The 20,346-nt window shown below is 56.1% G+C and carries 20 protein-coding genes; all 20 read left to right on the forward strand.

All coding sequences use genetic code 11. The annotated features are described in order from the left end of the window. The first annotated feature begins 151 nt into the window (after window positions 1-151). The 20 genes from sucC (at window position 152) to Q7F15_RS08860 (ending at window position 20,314) form a co-directional block, all read left to right on the forward strand. On the forward strand, window positions 152-1,312 hold the full coding sequence (gene sucC, locus Q7F15_RS08765; protein WP_171564626.1) for an ADP-forming succinate--CoA ligase subunit beta: 1,161 nt from the start codon (window positions 152-154) through the stop codon (window positions 1,310-1,312). A 79-nt stretch (window positions 1,313-1,391) separates the two neighbouring features. After that, complete coding sequence (gene sucD / locus Q7F15_RS08770; RefSeq protein ID WP_029098935.1) at window positions 1,392-2,321, forward strand: succinate--CoA ligase subunit alpha; 930 nt, start codon at window positions 1,392-1,394, stop codon at window positions 2,319-2,321. Between the two features lie 155 nt (window positions 2,322-2,476). After that, window positions 2,477-3,592, forward strand: coding sequence for a DNA-processing protein DprA (gene dprA, locus Q7F15_RS08775; protein WP_304415444.1), 1,116 nt, complete (start codon window positions 2,477-2,479; stop codon window positions 3,590-3,592). A 107-nt stretch (window positions 3,593-3,699) separates the two neighbouring features. Further along, the gene (gene topA, locus Q7F15_RS08780; protein WP_171564628.1) at window positions 3,700-5,778 is read left to right on the forward strand and encodes a type I DNA topoisomerase; all 2,079 of its coding nucleotides are present in this window, start codon (window positions 3,700-3,702) and stop codon (window positions 5,776-5,778) included. Between the two features lie 21 nt (window positions 5,779-5,799). Continuing rightward, window positions 5,800-7,122, forward strand: coding sequence for an FADH(2)-oxidizing methylenetetrahydrofolate--tRNA-(uracil(54)-C(5))-methyltransferase TrmFO (gene trmFO / locus Q7F15_RS08785; protein ID WP_171564629.1), 1,323 nt, complete (start codon window positions 5,800-5,802; stop codon window positions 7,120-7,122). 56 nt (window positions 7,123-7,178) lie between these two features. Next, window positions 7,179-8,120 carry a tyrosine recombinase XerC gene (gene xerC, locus Q7F15_RS08790; RefSeq protein WP_171564630.1) on the forward strand — a complete coding sequence of 314 codons (942 nt, stop codon included), beginning with the start codon at window positions 7,179-7,181 and terminating at the stop codon, window positions 8,118-8,120. Window positions 8,121-8,136: 16 nt separating this feature from the next. Beyond that, on the forward strand, window positions 8,137-8,679 hold the full coding sequence (gene hslV, locus Q7F15_RS08795) for an ATP-dependent protease subunit HslV (RefSeq protein WP_212132470.1): 543 nt from the start codon (window positions 8,137-8,139) through the stop codon (window positions 8,677-8,679). Window positions 8,680-8,698: 19 nt separating this feature from the next. After that, on the forward strand, window positions 8,699-10,093 hold the full coding sequence (gene hslU, locus Q7F15_RS08800; protein WP_304415445.1) for an ATP-dependent protease ATPase subunit HslU: 1,395 nt from the start codon (window positions 8,699-8,701) through the stop codon (window positions 10,091-10,093). A gap of 36 nt (window positions 10,094-10,129) precedes the next feature. Continuing rightward, complete coding sequence (gene codY, locus Q7F15_RS08805; protein ID WP_171564632.1) at window positions 10,130-10,909, forward strand: GTP-sensing pleiotropic transcriptional regulator CodY; 780 nt, start codon at window positions 10,130-10,132, stop codon at window positions 10,907-10,909. A 381-nt stretch (window positions 10,910-11,290) separates the two neighbouring features. After that, complete coding sequence (gene flgB, locus Q7F15_RS08810) at window positions 11,291-11,704, forward strand: flagellar basal body rod protein FlgB (protein ID WP_171564633.1); 414 nt, start codon at window positions 11,291-11,293, stop codon at window positions 11,702-11,704. 3 nt (window positions 11,705-11,707) lie between these two features. Beyond that, a complete protein-coding gene (gene flgC, locus Q7F15_RS08815; protein WP_171564634.1) occupies window positions 11,708-12,163 on the forward strand; it encodes a flagellar basal body rod protein FlgC in 456 nt (151 codons plus the stop codon). Window positions 12,164-12,178: 15 nt separating this feature from the next. Further along, on the forward strand, window positions 12,179-12,478 hold the full coding sequence (gene fliE, locus Q7F15_RS08820) for a flagellar hook-basal body complex protein FliE (protein ID WP_171564635.1): 300 nt from the start codon (window positions 12,179-12,181) through the stop codon (window positions 12,476-12,478). Between the two features lie 29 nt (window positions 12,479-12,507). Then, the gene (gene fliF, locus Q7F15_RS08825; RefSeq protein WP_230077023.1) at window positions 12,508-14,082 is read left to right on the forward strand and encodes a flagellar basal-body MS-ring/collar protein FliF; all 1,575 of its coding nucleotides are present in this window, start codon (window positions 12,508-12,510) and stop codon (window positions 14,080-14,082) included. A gap of 14 nt (window positions 14,083-14,096) precedes the next feature. Beyond that, window positions 14,097-15,110, forward strand: a complete 1,014-nt coding sequence (gene fliG, locus Q7F15_RS08830; protein ID WP_171564637.1) for a flagellar motor switch protein FliG — start codon at window positions 14,097-14,099, stop codon at window positions 15,108-15,110. Next, entirely contained in the window at window positions 15,094-15,912 is an 819-nt protein-coding gene (fliH, locus tag Q7F15_RS08835) for a flagellar assembly protein FliH (protein WP_304415446.1), read from the forward strand. The genes fliG and fliH overlap by 17 nt, the downstream gene beginning before the upstream one ends. After that, the gene (gene fliI / locus Q7F15_RS08840; RefSeq protein WP_212132465.1) at window positions 15,909-17,225 is read left to right on the forward strand and encodes a flagellar protein export ATPase FliI; all 1,317 of its coding nucleotides are present in this window, start codon (window positions 15,909-15,911) and stop codon (window positions 17,223-17,225) included. The genes fliH and fliI overlap by 4 nt, the downstream gene beginning before the upstream one ends. Before the next feature lies 1 nt (window position 17,226). Beyond that, complete coding sequence (fliJ, locus tag Q7F15_RS08845) at window positions 17,227-17,673, forward strand: flagellar export protein FliJ (RefSeq protein WP_212132464.1); 447 nt, start codon at window positions 17,227-17,229, stop codon at window positions 17,671-17,673. 12 nt (window positions 17,674-17,685) lie between these two features. Further along, the gene (locus Q7F15_RS08850) at window positions 17,686-18,585 is read left to right on the forward strand and encodes a MotE family protein (RefSeq protein ID WP_171564641.1); all 900 of its coding nucleotides are present in this window, start codon (window positions 17,686-17,688) and stop codon (window positions 18,583-18,585) included. Window positions 18,586-18,655: 70 nt separating this feature from the next. Then, window positions 18,656-19,885: a flagellar hook-length control protein FliK gene (locus Q7F15_RS08855; RefSeq protein WP_171564642.1), complete on the forward strand. Its 1,230-nt coding sequence runs from the start codon at window positions 18,656-18,658 to the stop codon at window positions 19,883-19,885. Window positions 19,886-19,918: 33 nt separating this feature from the next. After that, window positions 19,919-20,314 (forward strand): TIGR02530 family flagellar biosynthesis protein, encoded by a 396-nt coding sequence (locus Q7F15_RS08860; protein WP_171564643.1) that lies wholly within the window; start codon window positions 19,919-19,921, stop codon window positions 20,312-20,314. Window positions 20,315-20,346 lie beyond the last annotated feature (32 nt).

Below are 20,346 nucleotides of genomic sequence, written 5' to 3' on the forward strand. Positions count from 1 at the left end.
AGTAGAGAACATGTCAATTCCACTACCACTTTTGCGATTTTTGTCGTAGAATAGTTACGTTGCACTGATAAAGGCAGTTTTGTGTCTGGCGGAACAAACTTTGGGCCGGTGCGAACCTGCCGATCTTTATTTGCCATTAGGAGGATGGAGAATGAACATTCACGAGTATCAAGGCAAAGAGATACTGAAGCAGTACGGTGTAAAGGTTCCCGAAGGACGCGTGGCGTTCACCGTGGATGAAGCGGTGGAAGCGGCCAAGGAACTGGGCACCCAGGTAGTCGTCGTGAAGGCGCAAATCCATGCCGGCGGACGCGGTAAGGCAGGCGGGGTAAAAGTGGCGAAAAGCCTCGACGAAGTCCGTACATATGCGCAAGAGCTGCTTGGCAAGGTTCTGGTTACTCACCAAACCGGTCCGGAAGGCAAAGAAGTAAAACGCCTCCTGATTGAGCAGGGCTGCGACATCAAGAAGGAATACTACGTCGGTCTTGTGGTTGACCGTTCGACAGGCCGTGTCGTTATGATGGCCTCCGAAGAGGGCGGTACTGAAATCGAAGAAGTGGCAGCACGCACCCCGGAAAAAATCTTCAAGGAAGTCATCGATCCGGTTACCGGCCTGACTCCATTCCAAGCGCGCAAGCTGGCGTTTGCGATCAATATTCCGAACGAATTGGTAAACAAAGCCGTCAAGTTCATGATGGGCCTGTACCAAGCATTTGTCGACAAAGATTGCTCCATCGCCGAAATCAACCCGCTCGTGGTTACCGGTGACGGCGAAGTCATGGCGCTTGACGCCAAGCTGAACTTCGACAGCAACGCCCTGTTCCGCCACCCTGAGATCGTGGAACTGCGCGACCTGGATGAAGAGGACGAAAAAGAGATCGAAGCATCCAAATTTGACCTCTCCTACATCGCCCTGGATGGCAACATCGGCTGCATGGTAAACGGTGCCGGCCTGGCCATGGCGACCATGGACATCATCAAATTCTACGGCGGCGAACCTGCCAACTTCCTCGATGTAGGCGGCGGCGCTACCGAAGAAAAAGTAACCGAAGCGTTCAAGATCATCCTGAAAGACCCGAAAGTAAAAGGGATCTTTGTCAACATATTCGGCGGCATCATGAGATGCGACGTTATCGCAAACGGCGTTGTTGCTGCTGCGAAACAAGTGAAACTGGATCGTCCGCTGGTTGTCCGTCTGGAAGGCACCAACGTGGACCTCGGCAAGAAAATCCTCAGCGAATCCGGGCTCAACATCGTTGCGGCTGACTCCATGGCGGATGGCGCTGAGAAGATCGTAGCGCTGGTTCAATAAGGCAGAGTCTCGGACGCACCGGAGAAAAGGCTTTTCGAGAAGTATCTATACGCGATGAAAAAGGTGGGACAATTACGCGATGAGTATTCTCGTGAACAAACATACAAAGGTAATCACCCAGAACATGACTGGTAAAACCGGTATGTTCCATACCAAAGGCGGTCTGGAGTACGGCACGCAAATGGTTGCAGGTGCAGTACCCGGCAAAGGCGGCACCGTAGTCGATTTCACGCTGGACAACGGCAGCACTGTATCGGTTCCGGTATTCAACACGGTAGCAGAAGCAAAAGAAGCGACCGGTGCCAACACATCGGTTATCTACGTTCCGCCGGCGTTTGCGGCTGACGCCATCATGGAAGCGGTTGATGCCGAACTGGATCTGGTCATCTGCATCACCGAAGGCATCCCGGTTCTCGACATGGTGAAAGTAAAACGCTACATGGAAGGCAAAAAGACCAAATTGATCGGCCCCAACTGCCCTGGTATCATCACGCCGGGTGAGTGCAAAATCGGCATCATGCCGGGCTACATTCACACCCCGGGTAAAGTGGGCATCGTATCCCGCTCCGGCACCCTGACCTACGAGGCGGTTCATCAAACCACGACCCGCGGTATCGGTCAGTCCACCGCAGTCGGTATCGGTGGTGACCCGGTAAAAGGCATGGAATTCATCGACGTGCTGAAACTGTTCAACGAAGACCCGGATACCGAAGCGGTTATCATGATCGGGGAAATCGGCGGTACGGCTGAGGAAGAAGCGGCTGAATGGATCGCTGCCAACATGAAGAAGCCGGTCGTAGGCTTTATCGGCGGTCAAACTGCTCCTCCGGGAAAACGTATGGGCCACGCTGGTGCAATCATCTCCGGCGGCAAAGGTACGGCAGCCGAGAAGATCGCCAAGCTGGAAGCGTGCGGCGTGCGCGTGGCAAAAACGCCGGCAGTCATCGGCGAAACGCTGGTGGAAGTGCTCAAAGAGCGCGGTCTGCTGGAAAAAGTAATGAACAAGTAATTCAATCTGGTCGCAGTTTGCGTGCCGAAAGAGGACAAGCATGGACGCTTGCCCTCTTTCTTTTTTTGTGCCCGCCGCTGTCTCCGTGTACAATAGCAGGCGAAACGTCGCGGCAGATGCCGCCGGACAACCACGCACAGATCGGAGGCGGTCGGGTGAAGGTCGGAAGTGATCGATTGGAAGAGCGGGATTGGCTGTATGCGATGATCAAGATGAACGGTCTGGGACGAAAAAAACTTTGGGAGCTGTACGGGCGCTGGGGATCATTCGCGCAAGCTGCCGTCAACTGGAAGACCGTTTTGGAAGAGGGGAACGTACGGGTGAGAACTGTGCAGACCTGGACGGACGCGCTTGCGCCATCCGCTGTGCTGGCAGTGAAGCAGGAACGAATCCGCGCCGGCATCTCGTTCGTATGTTTCTGGGAAGAGGCATTTCCCCCGCTGCTCAGGAACATTCCAGACCCGCCATTAGCCTTGTTTTACAGAGGGGATGTGTCGCTGCTGAAGCAGCCTGCGATCGGTGTCGTGGGCGCCCGCAAGCCGACTGCATATGGACGGGCGGCGTGCCGCCACCTGGTCAAACAGTTGGCCCAAACAGGCATGGTAATCGTCTCCGGGCTGGCGTACGGAATTGACGCTGAAGCGCACAGGGCGGCACTTGACGCCGGAGCGCCTACTGTCGGGGTGATGGGCTGCGGAATCGACCAGGTGTATCCCGTGTTTCATCGGCGTCTCTACGCGGAGATTGGGTCAAGCGGCCTGCTTCTTTCGGAATATCCGCCGGGGACGCCCGCAAAGCCGGGCCTGTTTCCCGAGCGCAACCGGATCATCAGCGGGCTGAGTCTCGGCGTGCTGGTCGTCGAAGCGGCGGAACGCAGCGGATCGCTGATTACGGCCGATTGTGCGCTGGAGCAGGGGCGGGAAGTGTTTGCCGTCCCCGGGCCGATATTTTCCGAGGTGAGCGCGGGTCCGCATAACTTGCTGAAACAAGGTGCAAAGCTAGTAACGAATGCGGCCGACGTGCTGGATGAATTGGGGGTATGGCCTAAGACGCCTGTTGCGGACGATCAGCCAGCCTGTGGAGATGGGGGCAGGCTGGGCGAAACGGAGAGCAAAGTATACGCGCTGATCGGCTGCGAGCCCGTCCACACTGACCAGCTGGCCGAAGCGCTCCCGCCGCGGGAACGGCAGCGGCTGCACCAGACCCTGCTTATGCTGGAAACAGGAGGATTCATTGTCAGCTTGCCCGGAGGCTATTTTGCCAGAAAGTGACCTCGTCCGATTTCCTCTAAGCAATATCAAGCCTTGCAGGTGTTTGACAAATCGGATGAGCATATTTAATAATAGGGGAGATTCCTTACAGAAAGGGGAGGAAATAAGTGGCTGACACGCTTGTGATTGTCGAATCCCCAGCAAAAGCAAAAACGATTGGAAAATATCTGGGAAGCAAATATATGGTGAAAGCGTCCATGGGCCATGTGCGCGACCTCCCAAAAAGCCAAATGGGTGTTGACGTATCGAAAGGATTTGAACCGAAATACATAACCATTCGCGGCAAGGGGGATGTGCTGAAAACCCTTAAGGACGCCGCCAAGAAAGTAAAAAAGGTATACCTGGCGGCGGACCCGGACCGCGAAGGGGAGGCGATTGCCTGGCACTTGGCGCAGTATCTCGGGTTGGACATGAGCCAGCCGCTGCGCGTGGTGTTCAACGAGATTACCAAAGACGCCATCAAGGAGGCGTTCAAACACCCCCGTCACATTAACATGGACCTGGTGAACGCCCAGCAGGCGCGGCGAATCCTGGACCGCCTGGTCGGTTACAACATCAGCCCGATCTTGTGGAAAAAGGTGCGCAAAGGGCTGAGTGCCGGGCGCGTTCAGACGGTGACGGTCAAGCTGATCATTGACCGCGAGCGGGAAATCCAGCGGTTTGTGCCGGAGGAGTACTGGACGATCAGCAGTACGCTCTTGAGCAACGGCAAGCCGTTTGAGGCCAAATTCTACGGATACGGCGACGAAAAAAGGGATCTGAAGTCAGAGGCGGACGTCAATGCGGTGCTGGACCGCATTCAGGGACAGCCGTACGTGGTGCAGAAGGTGACCAAACGGGAGCGCAAGCGCAATCCCGCACCACCGTTTATCACCAGCTCGCTGCAGCAGGAAGCGGCACGCAAGCTGAACTTCCGGGCGGCCAAGACGATGCGGATTGCGCAGGAGCTGTATGAAGGGATTGATCTGGGCGGCAAGGAAGGAACGGTCGGTCTGATCACCTACATGCGTACCGACTCCACGCGCGTTTCCGTGACGGCCCAAGAGGAAGCCAAAGCCTACATCGTGGAACACTTCGGGGCTGATTACGTCCCGGCCGAGCCGCGTGCCCAGGTGAAAAAGGAAAATGCCCAGGATGCCCACGAAGCGATTCGCCCGACGTCGGTCATGCGCACGCCGGACCAGCTCAAGGATGTGCTGAGCCGCGACCAGCTTCGCCTGTACCGGCTGATCTGGGAGCGCTTCCTTGCCAGTCAGATGGCGTCTGCTGTGCTGGACACGATGAGCGTGGACATCGCGGCAGGTGAAGTGACGTTCCGGGCGACCGGTTCCAAGGTAAAGTTCCCCGGCTTCATGAAGGTATATATTGAAGGAAGCGACGACGGCAAGGAAGAGGAAACATTCCTGCCGCCGATTGAAGAGGGACAGACGCTGGAATTGAAGGAAATCGAACCGACCCAGCACTTTACGCAGCCGCCGCCCCGCTACACCGAAGCGCGGCTGGTCAAGACGCTGGAGGAACTGGGGATTGGACGCCCCTCTACTTATGCGCCGACATTGGACACGATCCAGAAACGGGGCTACGTGGCTCTGGAGGAGAAGCGGTTCGTCCCGACCGAACTGGGGGAGATCGTCATTTCCCTGATCGAAGAGTTCTTCCCCGAAATCCTGGATGTGGAGTTTACCGCCCACATGGAATCCGACCTGGACAACATCGAGGAAGGGATTGTCGATTGGGTGAAGGTGCTCGACGCCTTCTACCAGGATTTTTCCAAGCGGCTCGCCGTTGCCGAGGAGCAGATGGAACAAGTAGAGCTGAAGGACGAAGAATCCGACGAGACGTGCGAACTGTGCGGCCGGGTGATGGTGTACAAACTGGGGCGTTTCGGGAAGTTTCTCGCCTGCTCCGGATTTCCCGAATGCCGCAACACCAAACCGATCGTCAAGGAACTCGGCATCCCCTGCCCGCAGTGTGAAACCGGATCGATCATTGAACGTAAATCTAAGAGGAACCGTATTTTTTACGGATGCAACCGTTATCCGGAATGCGATTTTGTTTCCTGGGACAAACCAATTGCGCGTCCTTGTCCGAAGTGCGGCGGGATGCTCGTCGAAAAGAAACGGAAAAAGCAGGGCGTCAGCATTGTCTGCACCAAATGCGATTACCAGGAAGAAGCCGATTCCTGAGGACGTGTGGAGGATACCAGCATGAATGAACAACCGTACGTAACCGTGGTGGGGGCCGGGTTGGCAGGCAGTGAAGCGGCCTGGCAGATCGCCCAATCCGGCGTCCGCGTCAAACTGTATGAAATGCGGCCGAAGACACAGACGCCCGCTCACCATACCGACAAATTTGCGGAGCTGGTCTGCAGCAATTCACTGCGGGCCAATTCGCTGACCAACGCGGTAGGGGTATTAAAGGAAGAAATGCGCCGCTTTGACTCGGTCATCATCGGCGCAGCGGACAAGTGCGCTGTTCCGGCCGGCGGTGCGCTGGCCGTGGATCGGCACGAGTTTGCCCAATATGTGACCGATGCCGTGCGCAACCACCCGCTGATCGAAGTGATCAACGAGGAAGTGACGGAGATTCCCGAGGGCATCGTGGTGATTGCCACCGGCCCGCTCACTTCGCCGGCGCTGTCGGAGAAGCTGAAGGAGTTGACTGGTGAAGAGTACCTGTACTTCTATGACGCGGCGGCGCCCATCATCGAAAAGGACTCCATCGACATGGACAAGGTGTTTGTCGCGTCGCGCTACGACAAGGGAGAAGCAGCCTACCTCAACTGCCCGATGACGGAAGAGGAGTTCAACCGCTTTTACGACGCGCTGATCACGGCGGAGGAAGCCCCGCTCAAGGAGTTTGAGAAGGAGATCTATTTCGAAGGCTGCATGCCGATTGAAGTGATGGCCAAACGGGGACGGCAGACGATGCTGTTCGGTCCGCTGAAACCGGTGGGCTTGATTGATCCGCGCACCGGCAAGCAGCCGTTTGCCGTCGTGCAGCTTCGCCAGGACAACGGAGCGGCCACCCTGTACAACATGGTCGGCTTCCAGACACATCTCAAGTGGCCGGAACAAAAACGGGTCTTTTCGCTCATCCCTGGCTTGGAAAACTGCGAAATCGTCCGCTACGGCGTGATGCATCGCAATACGTTCATCAATTCGCCCAGGCTGCTTCGTCCCACCTATCAGTACAAGGGGCGGGACACGCTGTTTTTCGCCGGACAGATGACCGGCGTGGAAGGATACGTGGAGTCGGCCGCATCGGGATTGCTGGCGGGCATAAACGCGGCCCGGCTGGCCAAGGGAGAGGAACTGCTTGTCCTTCCACCGGAGACGGTGATAGGCAGCATGGCGCGGTACATTACGACCGCAGACCCAAACAACTTTCAACCGATGAATGCCAACTTCGGGCTTGTTCCCGAGCTGCCGAAACGCATTCGCAACAAGCGGGAGAAGAACGAAAAACTCGCTGAGCGGGCGCTAGACACAATTCAGAATTTTACACAAAAAAGACACAAATTAAGTTGATATACGATTTTCGGCTGTGTTACTATATAGGTGCCTTTGAGGAGGGTGCATGCCAGATGGACAAATCGCAGCAGATATCCATAGACATTGAGCTGTTCACCCGTTACTTGCGCGTCGAAAAAAATGCCTCTCCTCATACGGTGAAGCAGTACGTGGCTGATATTAACGAATTCGTCGCCTTTATGGAACAGCACCAAATCCCCGTATTTGCTGCTGTTTCTTATTTACACGGCCGCTCTTTTCTCGCTCATTTGGCGAAAAGGGGGCTGTCACGGCGCAGTATCGCCCGCAAGCTGTCCAGTTTGCGCAGTCTGTACCGTTTTTTGCTGAGGGAAGGCCGGTTGGAGCAAAATCCGTTTCAACTGGTGTCCACGCCCAAGGTGGAAAAAAAGCTCCCTTCGTTCCTATATCCGCATGAACTGCAACCATTTTTTGACCTGCCTGACACACAGACCCCGCTCGGCATGCGCGATCGGCTCATTTTCGAGCTGCTGTATGCGAGCGGGATTCGCGTGTCCGAGCTGGTGACGCTGACGCTGGATGCGGTCCATGTCTCCAGGGGAATCGCCTTGGTGTACGGAAAAGGGGCCAAGGAGCGATATGTGCCGATCGGCAGTTATGCTTGTGACATTCTCCGGCAATACCTAGAATATGGAAGACCAAAACTGCTATCCGGTAACAGCGACCACGGCTATCTGCTGCTCAACTACAGGGGGGAACCGCTGTCCGACCGGAGCGTCCGCCGCATCGTCGACAAATACGTGGAGCAGCACGCCCTGAACCTGCGCGTGTCGCCGCATACGTTCCGCCACACCTTTGCCACCCATCTGCTGAACGCGGGAGCCGATCTGCGGACCGTTCAGGAGCTGTTGGGCCACGTCAACGTTTCGACGACGCAGGTGTATACGCATGTGACCAAGGAACGGCTGCGCCATGTCTATGACGCGGCCCATCCGCGTGCGACCGCGCGTCATTCCGGGTCCGCCGGAAGTACATAAGCGGGAGGAATCTGCAATGGAACAGTTTCATGCAACGACGATTTTTGCCATACATCACAACGGCGAAGCGGCCATGGCCGGCGACGGACAGGTCACGTTCGGCAACAGCATGGTGATGAAGCACGGGGCAAAAAAAGTGCGCCGACTGTACCGCGGTGAGGTGCTGGCGGGTTTTGCTGGGTCTGTCGCGGATGCGATCACCCTTTTTGAAAAGTTTGAAGGCAAACTGGAAGAGTTCCACGGCAACCTGCAGCGGGCGGCTGTGGAGTTGGCGAAAGAATGGCGCATGGATAAGATCCTGCGCCGCTTGGAAGCGATGATGATCGTGATGAACAAGGAGCATCTGCTGCTCATTTCCGGCAACGGCGAAATCATCGAACCGGATGACGGCATTCTCGCGATCGGCTCGGGAGGCAGTTTCGCATTGGCGGCTGGCAGGGCGCTGAAACGGTACGCGCCTCATCTGAGCGCCAAGGAGATTGCCGAAGCCGCGCTGCGGACGGCTGCTGAGATTTGCGTGTTCACCAACGACAATCTGGTCGTGGATGAGATGAAATGAAAGGAAGGGAGGACTCCCTGTGCTGAACCTTGAGCAGTTAACCCCGCGCAAGATTGTAGAACATCTGGACGTGTACATCGTCGGGCAGGCCCAGGCGAAAAAAGCCATCGCAGTGGCGCTTCGCAACCGGTACCGGCGCAGCCGGCTGCCGGAACATCTGAGGGATGAAGTGGTGCCGAAAAACATCCTGATGATCGGGCCGACCGGCGTGGGGAAAACGGAGATCGCCCGCCGGATCGCCAAATTGACGGGGGCTCCGTTTGTCAAAGTGGAGGCCACCAAATTTACAGAAGTGGGGTATGTGGGCCGCGACGTGGAGTCGATGGTTCGCGACCTCGTCGAGGCGGCCATCCGCACCGTCAAGCAGGAAAAAATGGAGGAAGTCCGGGAGAAGGCGGAGAAGCTGGCAAACGACGCCATCGTCAACATCCTCGTCCCTTCACGCAAACAGCAGCATTCGTTCAAAAACCCGCTGGAGATGCTGTTCGGCGGTCAGCAGCAGCAGACTCAAACGTCCGATGCGGAAGATGCGTCGCTGGAACAGCAGCGCCGGCAGGTGGCCTGGCAGCTCGCGAATGGTCATCTGGAGGACCAGATGATTGAAATCGACGTGGAAGATCAATCCCCGTCCATGTTTGACCTGTTTCAGGTTCCGGGTACGGAGCAAATGGGGATGCAGATGCAGGACATGTTGGGCAACCTGCTCCCCAAGAGGACGAAGAAGCGAAAATTGCGAATAAAAGATGCGCGAAAGGTATTAATTCAACAAGAAGCGCAAAAACTGGTGGATATGGACGAAGTCACGCAGGAGTCGATTTACCGCGCCGAAAACCACGGCATCATCTTTATTGACGAGATCGACAAAATCGCCGGAAAGGACGGTCGGGGTCCCGACGTCTCGCGGGAAGGCGTTCAGCGCGACATCCTGCCAATCGTGGAAGGTTCGACAGTGATGACCAAGTACGGGCCGGTCAAGACCGACCACATCCTGTTCATTGCTGCCGGCGCATTTCACATGGCCAAACCGTCCGATCTGATTCCGGAACTGCAGGGGCGTTTCCCCATCCGTGTGGAGCTGACCAGCTTGCGGGCGGAGGACTTTGTCCGGATTTTGACAGAGCCAAAAAATGCGCTCTTGAAGCAGTACAGCGCGCTGCTGGAGACGGAAGGGGTCCGGGTGGAATTTACCCCGGAGGCAATCCAGGAAATCGCCCGTCTGGCAGCCGAGGTGAACCAGTCTACCGACAACATCGGTGCGCGTCGTCTGCACACGATGCTGGAAAAACTGCTGGAAGACCTCTCCTTTGAGGCGCCTGACATTCATTTGGATGTGGTGCAAATCACGCCGGAGTACGTCCGTGACAAACTCGGATCGATTGCCGGCAACAAGGATTTAAGCCAGTACATTCTCTAAATCCGAACGATCACTATTATTGGGAGGAACGTAACAATGGATTTGTTATCAAAAACCAGAAGAATTAACCGCCTGCTGCAAAAATCGGCGGGTCATGCCGTCAACTTCAACGAGATGGCGCAAGTGCTGAGTGATGTCATTGAGGCCAACATTTTCGTCGTCAGCCGCAAAGGCAAACTGCTCGGCTTTTCGATTCACCAGGAAGTGGACAACGATCGCATCCGCAAAATGCTGGAAGAGCGCCGTTTCCCCGAAGAGTACAGCACCGGTCTTCTGAAAGTGGAAGAGACGTCTGCCAACCTGGATGTAGACAGCCCGTACACCATTTTCCCGGTTGAGATGAAAGAAGTATTCCGCTCCGGGTGGACCACCATCGTGCCAATCATCGGCGGTGGCGACCGGCTGGGTACGCTGATTCTCGGCCGCGTCAACAACCAGTTTGTCGACGATGACCTGATCCTGGCCGAAGTGGGCGCGACCGTGGTCGGCATGGAAATCCTGCGGGAACGCTCCGAAGCGATCGAGGAGGAAGCGCGCAGCAAAGCGGTTGTGCAGATGGCCATCGGCTCCCTTTCCTACAGCGAACTGGAAGCCGTGGAGCACATCTTTGAAGAGCTGGAAGGCAAGGAAGGCCTGCTGGTCGCATCCAAAATCGCTGACCGCGTGGGCATTACCCGTTCCGTCATTGTAAACGCCCTGCGCAAACTGGAAAGTGCAGGTGTGATTGAATCTCGTTCACTCGGGATGAAAGGTACCTTCATCAAGGTGCTGAACGAAAAACTGCTGCCGGAACTGGAAAAACTGAAAACTTCATGACTTTTGAAGCCCCTGGAGTCAGGAGATAATGTCTCCAGATGGTGACAATTCTGTGAAGGAAAGGTGTAGCGACAGTGAAAAGCTACACCTTTTTTCATGGGCAAATAGTCCTGTTTATTGAGTGGGACTAACTGGTCTCACGAGCCTAAAATTGGCGAATCTCTGTAAAATTATTGAATTCTAGCAAGGATCGTACCAAAAACTTAGTAATATCAGGAAGGATAAGGGATTTAGTCCCATTGAATCATTTTGAGAAAAGTTGCCACAATAGGGCTTTTTTCGTTATACCAGTTTTGCTATGATGGAGTCGTATTCTTGTGTCGAATAAGCGAGAAATTCCGACATTTATGCGGAAAAAGAGCGGAATGAGGGGGTGGAAAGATGCTGGAAAGCGTTCATTTGCAGGTCCTAGAGCGGTCGTTGGACACCGCCATGCTTCGACAACGAACCATCGCGAACAATATCGCGAATGTAGATACCCCTCAGTTCAAAAGCAAGCGTGTCGTCTTTGAGGAGTTATTGCAGCAGGAACTTGCGGGGACTGCGGGTCTACAGAAGTTGGAGGCGTACCGTACCAATGAGCGGCACATCCCATTTAACCGAATGGGGACACTGCCGATGCCGCAAATCTTGTCGAATGTCGGGAACATGATGCAACACAACGGCAACGATGTAGATCTGGAGTTTGAGATGAATGAGTTGGCCAAGAACCAGATCTGGTACAATGGTCTGACGCAGCTCACGGCAGGATACTTCCAGAAGCTGCGCAGCGTGCTCGAAGGTGGAGGGAGATAGTAGATGAGCCTGTTTCAGGGAATGGATACAAGCGCCTCTGCGCTGACAGCCAACCGCCTGCGGTTGGATACGATCGCGGCGAACATCGCCAACGCCAATACGACCCGCGCCACATTCGTGAACGGGGCCTGGCAGCCGTACAAACGCAAAATGGTGGAACTGTCGCCGGTAAACGGGCAGTCGTTTGACAACCTGCTTCAGGCGGCGATTGGTACGGTGACCGGCCAGACTGAACAAGGCGTACGTGTGACGGCAATCCGCGAAGACAATACGCCGTTCAAACGAATGTACGATCCGACGCATCCGGATGCTGACGCAGAAGGATACGTACTGCTGCCAAACGTCGACGTGATGAAGGAAATGGTGGACATGATCTCTGCTTCGCGTTCCTACGAAGCCAACGTCACTGTCCTGAACGCAGCCAAAAGCATGATGATGAAAGCACTGGAGATCAAGTAAGAGGGGGCGTAAGGAATGGACATTAGCGTGCTTTCCCGAGTGGACGCGATACAGCCAAAATCCGTGACGAAGTCGTATACGCCTGCAGAGGTCACGAAGTCCTTTTCAGCCTATCTCGCGGATGCGCTGGATCAGGTCAATCAGGCACAGGTGGAATCAGCCGTGCTGGCGGACCGGTTTGCAGCCGGACAAGTCCAGGACGTGCATCAGGTCATGATCGCCGGTCAGAAATCCACGATCATGCTGCAAATGGCCTTGCAGGTGCGCAACAAGGTGATTGAGTCCTACCAGGAAATCATGCGCATGCCTATTTAACGTCGTCGGTATTCTTGGTGAGGTGAACCATGAACGAACGTCTTTTACAGTATAAAGAGCAAGTCTTGACGAAATGGAATCAGCTTTCGCCCAAGCGAAGGTGGATGATTTCCGGGATCGTGCTGTTTTTGCTCATCTCGCTCGGCCTATACATATACATTGCCTCACAGCCGGTCTACACGCCCCTCTACAACCAGAGGCTGAGTGAACAGGAAATCGGATTGATCAAGCAGGAACTGGAAAGCAAGAATATTCCATACCGCATCACGAATAACGGGACCAACATCGAGGTTCCGCAAAAGCTGGCTCAAGATGTCATCGTCGATCTGGCCGCTCAAGGAATTCCCAGCCAGGCAGGCATCAACACGGAGATCTTCTCCAACACGCTGGGTGTAACGGACCGTCAGTTTGACGTGATGAAAAAAGAGGCGCTGCAGCAAGAACTGCGCAAGATGCTGGAACGGGTAAACGGTGTCCGAAGCGCTCAGGTGATGATCAACCTGCCGGAGGAAAGCATCTGGATCACGGAAAAGCCTGAATCAGCAACCGCCTCCGTCATCGTAGACGTGGAACCGGGTACCCGGTTGGACCAAAAGCAAATCAACGCGCTGTACCTGTTGGTATCCCGCAGCGTACCCAAACTGCCGCCGGATAACATCACGATTTCCGACCAGTACTCCAATCTGCTGGAGTGGAAGGATGGCACCGAAACGGAAGGCTCGCTGACCAGCTTCGAGCAGCAGGAGAAAATCAGAGCCAACGTCGAGCGCGAGATTCAGCAAAACCTGTACCAACTCCTGGGCACGATGATGGGCAGGGATAAGGTCATCGTCCATACGTTTATCAAGATGAATTTCGACAAGGAAAACCGCGTGGAAAACCTGGTCGAAGCGCCGGATAAGGAAAACAACGAAGGACTTATCATCTCATCCCAAAAATCATCCAAAACGTTCTCCGGGCAGGGTGCTCCTCCTGGCGGAATAGCAGGAACTGGCGAAAATGCCGTCCCCGGTTATCCGGGAAGCTCGCCGCAGGGAAGCAACAGCCAGTACGAAGAACTGAGCGATACGATCAACCGCGAAGTAAACCGAATCACCCGCAACATCACGATGAGCCCGTACAAGATCGAGGACATCACGATCAACGTCGGCGTAGAGCCTCCGGAAGGCGGGCAGTTGGATGATCAGACCATCGAAAGCATCAAGCAGGTACTCCGCAACGTGGTGCGAGTCACGTTAAGCGACAGTGGCGTGCAGTTGACCCAGGAGGAACTGGACCAGCACATCTCTGTCTTGCCGCGTCAGTTCTCCGGCAAGGTGGCAGTTGACAGCTCCACCGACTTGACACCGTATTTGTACGGAGCAGGTGCAATCGCCCTGTTGGCTCTTGGTGCGGTCGCATTCCTTATCTATCGCCGCCGCCAAGCGAAGCTGCAAGAAGAAGAGGTTCCGGACCTGATGCCGCCGCAACCGATGGAGATTCCGGATTTGACCTACCAGGAAGACACGGATCAAGTGGTGGTGCGCAAGCAACTGGAAAAACTAGCGCGCAGCAAGCCGGACGAATTCGTTGTCTTGCTTCGCACGTGGTTAGCTGAAGACTAAGGAGTGAAAACAGTATGGCTCGCGGCGCCAAAGAGTTGACCGGACGACAGAAGGCAGCAATCCTCCTCATCTCGCTCGGGCCGGAAATCTCCGCCCAGGTGTTCAAGCACTTGCGCGAAGATGAGATTGAACAGCTTACGCTGGAAATTGCCAACGTCCGGAAGGTTGATTCCGATGAAAAAGACAAGATTCTTGCTGAGTTTCACCAGATAGCGGTCGCCAAGGAAGTCATTGCCCAAGGCGGAATCACATACGCAAAGGAAATTTTGCAAAAAGCGTTGGGCGAATCGAAAGCGATGGATATTATCAACCGTCTGACCGCCAATCTGCAGGTACGCCCGTTCGACTTTGCCCGCAAAGCGGACCCGGGCCAAATCCTGAACTTTATCCAGAACGAACATCCGCAAACAATTGCCCTGGTGCTCTCCTATCTGGAGCCGCAGCAGGCAGCGATGATTCTCTCCGCGCTGCCGCAGGACCGGCAGGCTGACGTGGCCAAGCGGATCGCGCTGATGGACAGCACGTCACCGGAGGTCATCGCCCAGGTGGAGCAGGTTCTGGAGCAAAAACTGTCCGCAACCGTCACCCAGGATTACACCCAGGCTGGCGGTATCGAAGCGATCGTCGCCGTTCTCAACGGCGTGGACCGCGCAACCGAGCGGACCATTTTGGACTCGCTGGAGATCCAGGACCCCGAACTGGCAGAAGAGATCAAGAAGCGCATGTTTGTCTTCGAAGACATCGCCACGTTGGACAACCGTTCCATCCAACGGGTTATCCGCGACGTGGAAAATACCGATCTTCAGCTCGCGCTCAAGGTGGCCAGCGAGGAAGTCCGCGAAGTCATCTTCCGGAACATGTCCAAACGGATGGCAGACACCTTCAAGGAAGAAATGGAGTTTATGGGTCCTGTTCGTCTGCGCGACGTCGAAGAAGCTCAATCCCGCATCGTCGCAATCATTCGCCGCTTAGAAGAGGCGGGTGAGATCATCATCGCCCGCGGTGGAGGGGATGATATCATTGTCTAGAATCATCAAGCTGTCCCACTACCAGGCTTCAGACGAATCGGTATTCCTTGAATTAAGGACTTCACCATTACAGACGGAGCAAACTTCCGAAAGGTTGCAAGAAAATCATCAATTGGTAAAAAATGCTGAGGAAGAAGCGAAAATTATCCTCCAGGATGCGGAAGAAACCGCGCAGGGCGTGCTTCGCGAGGCCATGGAGCAGGCCGAGGAAATCAAGCGGCAGGCGCTCGCGGAAGTGGAACGCTGGTGGGAGGAAAAACGGCGCGAAGCAGAAGCTCTGTTTCAGGAAACGCGGGAACAGGCGAGCCGGGAAGGATATGACGCCGGTTACGCAGATGGAAAGCGGCAGGCGTTGGAAGAAGAGACCGCTTGTGTGGAACAAGCCCGTTCCCTTCTGGAGCAGGCGTACGCCGAAAAGGAACGGATCATCGCCGAAGCGGAACCGTTCCTGGTAGAGCTAAGTGTGGACGTAGCACAAAAAGTGATTGGGACGGAGCTGCACAGCTCGCCGGAAACGGTTTTGGAGATGGTGAAAAAATTGTTGCGCCGCTCTCGGGTGCACGGCCACGTGGCCGTCTGCGTCAATCACCGCCACTACGCATTTGTCCAGGAGCAGCGCGCCCAACTGCTTGCCCTCCTGGACGGACAGGCGGAGCTCTCCATTTACCCGGATCACACCGTCCAGGACGACGGCTGCGTGATTCGGACGCCGCTGGGAAGTATCGATGCCCGAATTGATACGCAATTGCATGAAATCAAACAGTGTTTGCTGGACATCGCCAGGGGGAGTGAAGTGACATGACGATCCTCGACCTGGGGAAATACAGGCAGGCGCTGGAGGGTATCGACCCGGTGCGGGTCAACGGAAAGGTTACACAGGTGGTGGGTCTTACCATCGAGTCGCAGGGCCCGGAAGTGAAGCTGGGAGAAATCTGCCAGATCTTCCCGCAAAGCGGCGAGCCCATCATCGCGGAGGTAGTCGGCTTCCGGGACAACAAGGTGCTGCTGATGCCGCTTGGGGAGCTGACGTCCATCGGGCCGGGCAGTGACGTCGTAGCCACCGGCAGCGCGCTGTCCGTCAAGGTGGGGCCGGAAATCCTCGGCAAGGTGCTGGACGGATTGGGGCGCCCGCTGCAGGGAAGCATCCCGCCTGGCCTTGCCTCCTATCCGACCAACAATGCACCGCCCAATCCGCTGCTTAGGCCGCGCATCAGAGAACCGCTGAGCGTGGGCGTGCGGGCCATCGACGGGCTCTTGACGGTCGGAAAAGGACAGCGTGTGGGGATTTTCGCCGGTTCCGGCGTCGGAAAGAGCACGCTCCTGGGAATGATCGCCCGCAACACGACGGCGGACATCAACGTCATCGCCCTGATCGGGGAACGCGGCCGCGAGGTGATGGAGTTTATCGAGCGGGATCTCGGGGAAGAAGGACTAAAACGGTCGGTCGTCGTTGTCGCCACTTCCGACCAGCCCGCCATGATCCGGATCAAAGGGGCGATGATCGCCACCTCGATCGCCGAGTACTTTCGGGACCGCGGCCTGAACGTCATGTTGATGATGGATTCGGTTACCCGATTTGCCATGGCGCAGCGGGAAATCGGCCTGGCGATCGGCGAACCGCCGGCGACACGCGGTTACACCCCGTCAGTGTTTGCGCTGTTGCCCAAGCTGTTGGAGCGGGCCGGTACGGCGGACAAAGGAAGCATCACCGGTTTTTACACCGTTTTGGTCGATTCTGACGACATGAATGATCCGATCGCGGACGCGGTGCGCGGGATTTTGGACGGGCATATCGTCCTCGACCGAAAAATCGCGCAAAAGGGACACTTTCCGGCGATTGACGTGCTTGCCAGCGTCAGCCGGGTAATGAACGAGATCTGCACCGAACGTCATCTTGAAGCGGCCCGCCAGGTGAAGCGTCATCTCGCCACATTCCGGGAAGCGGAGGACCTGATCAACATCGGCGCCTACAAGCCGGGGACCAACCGGGAGATCGATGCGGCGATTCGCTACAAGGACATTATCCGCGATTTTACGGCGCAGGGAACGCACGAACCGTCCGATCTGGACACCACGATTCAGGCGTTAACCGCCCATTTCGGAGGGGTGAACTAGCGTGAACGTGTTCCGGTTTCAACTGCAAAAAGTGCTGGATGTAAAAGAAAAGGAAAAAGAGCAGGCCGAGTGGGCGTTTGGCAAGTCCGTGCAGCGAAAGAACGAAGAGGAGCTCAAGCTGTTTCGACTGACGGAGCGGCATGAGGCAGTGACGAACATGCTGCACGAGGCGCAAAGCCAAACCTGCAGCGCAGCCCAGTTGATCGAACTCAGCCAGTACCGTCAGGCGGTCGAACAGTCCATTGTCAACCAGCGACGGACGCTGTACGGGTGTGAACAGGAAGTGGAGCGCTGCCAGCGCAGACTGGCGGAACGGATGCAGGAGACGCAACTGTGGCAGCGGCTGCGGGAAAAGGCGCTCGGGCAGTTTCTCTACGCGGAAAGACTCAAAGAGCAGAAAGAATTGGACGAGATTGGCACGCAGCTCTATCTTCGCAGGAGCAACTGAGGGAGGTTCACGATGGAAGAGATCCAAGAAGAACGGGAGTACAGCAGGTGGGAATGGTTTTTCTACATGATTGCAATCCCCGCTCTGTTTGCCACTCTCCTCGGAGGCGTGCTTCTCAGCCTGTTGGGATACAACGTGTTGGGCAGCGTGCTCAGTTGGGCCAACACGATTCCGATCGTGGAAAAAATCGTGCCTGACCAGTACGCGATGTCCGATGCGGAAGAGAAGTCAGTCGACATTGGCAAACAGGTGAGCAGCTTGCAGGAGGAGCAGGCGAAAAACAAGCAGACAATCGCCAACCTGCAGAGTGAAACGGCGAAAAAGGACGCCACCATTCAGGCGTTGGAAAAACAGGTGCTGGATCTGCAAAAGCTGCTTGAGGACAAGCGCACCAGCGAGGAAGAGCGGCAAAAGCAGTATCAGGACCTGGCCAAATTGTACGCGACGATGTCGCCGAAAAACGCAGCAGCCATCGTCGAAAACCTCAGCATGAGCGAAGCGGTTTCGGTCATGAGCAAGATGAAAGCGGAGCAGCAGGCGAACATACTGGCCAAGATGGACCCGAAAAAAGCGGCCGACATCTCCATTCAATTAAAGGATACGGTGGTAAACAAGGACGATGACATCGCCGCGCTGCAGGAACGGGTGCAAATCTTGACCAAGGCGCTGAGCGAGACGCGAAAGGATACGACCAGCATCGATTCGCTGATCCAGACCTTCTCGCAAATGCCGGCTGCGGATGCCGCTACCGTCATTCGTACGCTGATGGGTACCGACCGCAACCGGGCCATCTCGATTATGGCCGGCCTGTCTCATGACAAACGGGCGCAAATCCTGGCGGCAATCGCCCAGCAGGACAGCCAGCGGAAAGAAAACGTGGCTGCGCGCATCACGAGCGAGTTGCTTCGATAGGCGACGGGCCATACAAGCACCGCGTCTGTCGTTTTCATAAGCAACAATACAATCCGAGGAGGTGAATGAGATGAATGTAGCCAATGTGAAGGGAGCTCCGGCGGCGTCCGCCATCACAGTCGGCGTCTCTGCACAGCCGAATCCGGAGGGTGGAGATCTGTTTGCTGCACAGATTGGCAGCGTGCTGCAAAATGTGCAGGCGGGGGAACCGTCTCAGTCCCTGCCAGGCGAAGCAGGCGCCGAAGACATGGCGCTGCTGGCTGATCTGCTGGCACTGATCCAACAGCTTTTCCCGACGCTTCACATGCAGGATCCCGAAGAGGTTGCCGCTACGTTCACTCAGCGGGGCATCCCGCAGGCGACGGCAGAAAAACTGGCCGAAGCCATCGTATCGTTCGCACGTGCCGAAGGAGGCGCGAAGGTGATCGAATGGCAGCAGGTGGACAAGCAGGTGGAGGCTCTGCTGAAGCAGTTCGGCGAGGAGCTGCGGGCAGCAGCCGGCAAACAGGAAAGTGACACCAGAAAGCAGCCGCTTGTCCTGATCCATGGAAAAGGCGGCATCCGGAGCGCGGAACCATCTGTCGTTCCCATCCGGCACGCGGAAAAGGAACTCACCATGCAGTCCCTTCGCGTCACCCAGGCCCTGTCCAGCTACCAGGCGGAAGCCGCCGTGCAGGTGCGCAGCAGCAGCACACCCGTTCAGCAGACGCTGAATGTGCAGGCTTCGCCGCTGGCGGAATCGGAATCAGTCATCTTGCCTGAGCACGCGGTTGCTCTTCCGTTCCACCAAGTGGTGAATCACGGCAGAATTCCGCAGCAAACGGTGACAGCTCATCCCGTACACGCCCAGCAGTTTGCGCAGCAAGTCACGCAGCTGTTTGTCCAACAGATGAAAATCACCCAGGGGAACGGCGTGCACGAGGCCAAACTGATTCTCCACCCGCAGTCGCTGGGCCAAGTGGACGTGATCATCACCGCTCGTGACGGGGTGATTACGGCTCAGTTTTCCGCGGAAACGGCAGCCGGCAAGGAATTGCTGGACAACCAGCTTCCGCAGCTTCGCGCAGCGTTGACCCAACAAGGTCTGCAGGTGGATCGCCTGGAAGTCAATCAGCATCAGGCAAGTTCGTTTGCCTTCCAGCAGCAGCGGGAGCAGGCACGTCAGCAAGGCGATGGGCGCCAGCGACAGGAACAGCAGGAAGATCAGGTGGAATTTTCGCTGGAAGGACTGCTGGAGGATAGTGATTTTGCCGCGGTTGGGCGGGAATTGGGCCGTGCTGCCTTTACTGGCATTCGCTAGCCGGGCTAGCTGTTCGTGAAAGGGGGGACCGCCATGCACACGTTTTACGTGGGGCAGACCTACTTTCCCAACAAGCCAAAGCGACCAGCTGCTGTTAGCACGACCGGTGCGGAACCGGCAGGCAAATCGTTTCGCCACTACCTCGCCGAGTCTGTTGACAAAGCGAAAGGCCCCAAGCCCCTCACGTTCAGTCAGCACGCACTGATGCGTCTGCGCGAACGGGGGATTTCGCTCAACGAAGCCGAGCTGAACCGACTGCAGTCGGCTGTGCAAAAAGCGGCTGACAAAGGGGCGAAAGAATCGCTGATCTTGATGGACAACGTCGCCTACGTCGTCAGCATCATCAACCGAAAAGTGATTACCGCCGTCGACGACGTCAGCATGAAGGAAAACGTGTTTACCAACATCGACAGCGCGGTCTTTGCATGAATGGATCAGAGGGCTGGACCTCTCGGAGGAAG

Source organism: Brevibacillus aydinogluensis, from assembly GCF_961514395.1.
Classification (GTDB): domain Bacteria; phylum Bacillota; class Bacilli; order Brevibacillales; family Brevibacillaceae; genus Brevibacillus; species Brevibacillus aydinogluensis.